Origin of the sequence: Herpetosiphon sp. (assembly GCF_003512625.1) — a bacterium.
Lineage (GTDB): Bacteria > Chloroflexota > Chloroflexia > Chloroflexales > Herpetosiphonaceae > Herpetosiphon > Herpetosiphon aurantiacus.
The window spans coordinates 86,405-90,583 of sequence record NZ_DOPT01000021.1 but is presented as its reverse complement, the minus strand read 5'-3'; the positions used below and the strand labels follow the sequence as shown (position 1 = coordinate 90,583).

General features: G+C 49.9%; 4 protein-coding genes and 1 tRNA gene. 3 read left to right on the top strand and 2 right to left on the bottom strand.

Translation table 11 applies throughout. From position 1 onward, the window contains the following. Positions 1–318 precede the first annotated feature (318 nt). Both DEF47_RS05020 and DEF47_RS05015 read right to left on the bottom strand, forming a co-directional pair. Positions 319–415, bottom strand: a tRNA-Sec gene (locus DEF47_RS05020). Between the two features lie 32 nt (positions 416–447). Further along, complete coding sequence (locus DEF47_RS05015; protein ID WP_012192431.1) at positions 448–1,299, bottom strand: DUF72 domain-containing protein; 852 nt, start codon at positions 1,297–1,299, stop codon at positions 448–450. Positions 1,300–1,406: 107 nt separating this feature from the next. On the opposite strand from DEF47_RS05015, the gene DEF47_RS05010 reads away from it, so the two are divergent. The 3 genes from DEF47_RS05010 (at position 1,407) to DEF47_RS05000 (ending at position 3,968) form a co-directional block, all read left to right on the top strand. Further along, positions 1,407–2,603, top strand: a complete 1,197-nt coding sequence (locus tag DEF47_RS05010; RefSeq protein WP_012192430.1) for a beta-ketoacyl-[acyl-carrier-protein] synthase family protein — start codon at positions 1,407–1,409, stop codon at positions 2,601–2,603. 64 nt (positions 2,604–2,667) lie between these two features. Beyond that, on the top strand, positions 2,668–3,711 hold the full coding sequence (locus DEF47_RS05005) for a sensor histidine kinase (RefSeq protein ID WP_012192429.1): 1,044 nt from the start codon (positions 2,668–2,670) through the stop codon (positions 3,709–3,711). Between the two features lie 101 nt (positions 3,712–3,812). Continuing rightward, a complete protein-coding gene (locus DEF47_RS05000; protein ID WP_041304989.1) occupies positions 3,813–3,968 on the top strand; it encodes a Flp family type IVb pilin in 156 nt (51 codons plus the stop codon). The last annotated feature ends 211 nt before the right edge of the window (positions 3,969–4,179 follow it).

Below are 4,179 nucleotides of genomic sequence, written 5' to 3'. Positions count from 1 at the left end.
GTCCCAATGTTGATGTGGGGCTTATTCCGCTCAAACTTTTGCTTAGCCATGTTGGTTGTGGCTCCTGCTATTACAAATACCGTTAGCCGCTGACAAAAAGACAACGGAACAGGAATGGAAAATTGGTAGTCGCGCCCTGCGGCTCCTTAATTGACCATTCCCTACTGTGGTTCTACGTTATGGTGTGCGGGGTACACTTACCCAGATAAAGTTGACTTGTTTAAATGTCACAACTCGCACGAAAGCCGATTATAACACACCTTTTGGCGGAAACGCAAATAGCGATTTCCTCAGCAATTTGGCTCGTGAATTAGGGTCTGGCGGGAGTACGTGCGAATCGAACACACCAACGCTATTCGTCATAGCGCCGACCAATTTTGAAGACTGACGAGGCCACCAGACCCCATGTACTCCCACTGGCAACAGTACCACGAAGCCGCAGTTTGATCAAAACATCGAAAGTTGTTGAATTGGCGCTGGCGGCGTGGGCAAGGGGTAGTCAATCCCGCGTGCTACCAAGGCCTGCGCCAAGATTTCGCACATCTCTGGCGAACGCTCTTCAACGGGGCAATGCATAAACGCATAGACCGTCAGGCCATCATTTAACATTGCCACAATCGTATCGGCCCATTGCGCCAGCAACGGCTGATCAATCGCTAAATCGGGGTGGCCCATAAAGCGTAGCAACACAAACGGCGCAGTTACATCGACATGATAGGGTACGTTAGGCTTTTTACGTCGCGCATCTAAAATGACTTGATCTTTGGTTACGCCAGTATTAATTGGTCGAACATCAACTAAAACGCGGCCAACACCATGCTCAGCTAATAGATTGTTTAAGCGCTGGGCTGCTTGTGCTGCAAACCAACCACGATGGCGCACTTCAACCGCCAAAGCGACATTACGATCCCAAGCCGCCAGCCATTGCTGCAAATCGCTAAAATTGGCGGGGCTATAGGCTGGGCCAAGTTGTAGAAAAATCGGGCCAAGTTTTGGGCCAAGCAACTGCATCTGGGCGATAAAGGCTTGAGTTTGAGCCACATGCTGGGCCAAATTGCCACTATGGCTAATGGCTTGCGGAATTTTTGGGCAAAAACGAAAGCTAGCTGGTGTATCGCTCGCCCAACGCAACACCGTGGGCTGATCGGGCACTGCATAAAAGGTAGCGTTAATTTCCACCGTCGTTAGGCGTTCAGCATAGGCCTTGAGCATTTCGGCGTTGCTGGTTGCAGCAGGCAAAAACTGGCCAACCCAAGGCCGATAGCCCCAAATCGCACAGCCCAGATAGATATTCGACATTGGATACACTCCCCGCTACAATGAACAGTAGCATCATAACCCCGAAACCACCAAGCCATACCACGACAATGGAGCCTGTGGTAGGTCGGCAGCGCAGAGGAGCCTCTATGAAACAGCGAGTTGTCATCACCGGAATCGGGATTTGCAGCGCCCTTGGGAATGATATTGAAGCGTATTGGGCGGCCTTGTTGGCAGGCCAAAGCGGGGTCAAGCCACTGCCCGACCTAGCACCCTACAAAGATCCGGTGGTTGGTGGCGCAACCCCCGATTTACCATTGCTCACCAGCCATCGCCGCCAGCCTGATCGTATGATCAGCTTGGCCCATCATGCCGTGGAGCAAGCGATTACCATGGCCAACGGCCTGCCTCAAGATACCGCTGTCTTATGGGGCACAGGCTATACCACGATTTCGACGATCGAAGCTTGCTACGAAAATTGGTTCACCAATGGCAAAGTACGGGCAGATACCGTGCCAGCCTGTATGCCCGCCGCCGTGCTGCCACATCTTTGTACCGTCTTTGATTTGCACGGCCCAAGCACCTTAATTTCAGCAACCTGCGCCTCAGGCTTGCAAGCGATTGGCATTGCCGCCGATCTGATTCGGGCTGGCGTGATTGAAACTGCGGTTGCTGGAGCCTCCGATGCGCCACTTACCAAGGGCATGTATGCAGCATGGAAGCCCTTGCGCGTACTCGCCAGCGACCTGAGCGACCCAAGTCGTGCCTGCCGCCCTTTCAGCGCTGATCGCAATGGTTTAGTCTTGGCGGAAGGTGCCGGCGCATTTGTGCTCGAAAGTTTGGAGCATGCCAAAGCCCGCAATGCACCCATTTTAGCCGAGATTATGGCCTCAGCTGCGACGACCGCCAGTGGGAGCATTGTGGCACCCGATTTAGAACACCAAACATTAACATTAACTAAAGCTTTAGCACGTGCCCAAATTAGCATTCACGATGTCGATTATATTAATGCCCATGCCACTGGTACCAAGCTGGGCGATGCCGCTGAAGCCGCTACCATCAAAGCAGTTTTTGGTGAACACGCCAAACATGTGCCAATTTCAGCGATCAAAGGTGCAACCGGCCATGCGATGGGTGCAAGCTCAGCGCTCGAAGCAGTTGCGACGATCTTAGCTTTACGCGATCAAGTGCTACCGCCAACAATTAATTGGCAAGCAGGCGATCCTGATTGTGATTTGGATTTTGTGGTTGAAGGTGCTCGCCAGCAAACAATTAATCTCGCAGTTAAAGAATCGTTTGGGTTTGGTGGCTCCAACGCCGTTTTAGTGCTGCGTCGCTGGGTATAATTGACGCAGTAAAATCGCCACCAGTATAATTTCATTCACGCACCACCATCGAATTGGAGGGCTTATGGCAGCCGACAAAGACGCATTATTAAAAGAATTGCGTGACCAACAAGACCGCATTCGTCGCCAAATGACCGAACTTGATGCCTTGGTTCGCCAAAATCAAGCTGAAGTCGATAAAATGTCGCAACGTGAAATGTCGGTTTCCAGTCGCCGTCGCGATATGGAAGTCAATTTCGAGCGCTATGAAAAAGTTGATATTAAAAATTTCTACACTTCGGCCCAAGAGGTTCAAACCCGTGTCCAAATGATGCGCAGCCAAGTGGAGCAACTGCAAACTAAACAACAAGTGCTGCGCGAACAACAAGATACGCTGCAAAAACTGATTCAAAGCCTCGATGAGGTCAGCGTTGTGGCCGAAACAACCATTTCAAACTTGCCACACGTTAATCCACAAGAACAAATTGCCGCGATTATTCAAGCCCAAGAAAAGGAGCGCCTGCGGATTTCGTTGCAAATGCACGATGGCCCAGCTCAATCGATGAGTAACTTGGTGTTACGCGCCGAAATTTGCGAACGCTTCCTTGATCACGATACCAATCAGGCTCGTTCAGAGATGTCTAGCCTCAAAACGGCGATCAATACTGTGTTGCAAGATACACGGCGTTTTATCTTCGATTTACGCCCGATGACCCTTGACGATTTAGGGTTGTTGCCAACGCTCAAGCGTTATAGCCAAGAATTTGGCGATAAAAACAATATCGAGATCAATTTAATGGTACAAGGTTTGGAAACCCGCTTGCCTAGTCATTATGAAGTAACGATTTTCCGTTTTGTCCAAGAAGCGCTGAATAACGTGCAACGCCACGCCAATGCTTCGCATGTCCGAATTATCCTTGAGGCTGATGCTAGCCGCATTCAAATTGCGATTGAGGACGATGGGGCTGGCTTCCATGTTGCCGAAACCCTCAACGACCCAACAGGTAAACGCAATATGGGGATAGCCAGCTTACGTCAACAGGCCGAAGTGCTCTTACGTGGCCAAATGGGCATAGAAAGCACTGTAGGCAGGGGTACTCGGGTTGTAGCAGTCGTACCTTCACCCTAATCACCTATCTTGATAGGACTAACATCCTATTGGCATTCAAACTATCGTCGGATATGATGTCCACATCGTAATCAATATTTCTCTCGTAAGGAGATACTGCAATGTTTCGTTCATTTTTTGCTAAAGAAGAAGGCCAAGGCTTGGTCGAGTACGCTTTGATCCTCGCTTTGATCGCTATTGTTGTTATCGCCGTTTTGACCTTGCTCGGCAACAACGTCAACGAAAAATTCCAAACCGTTTCAGACGCGTTGGAATAGTCTCCCTCGTAGACTTCAACGAAAAACCAACACCACTTGGTGTTGGTTTTTTGTTTAACTGCTTTACCCAACCAATCAAATCGACTTCCTCGTCTGGGCAACATTACTCAATACGCTGAATAGCCGCTAACTCTACATGAAATAGCGGCAAATCACTCACGATTATCCTTGCTGAGCGCTCCCTTCGCTAGTGACCATCCAGCATTATAGT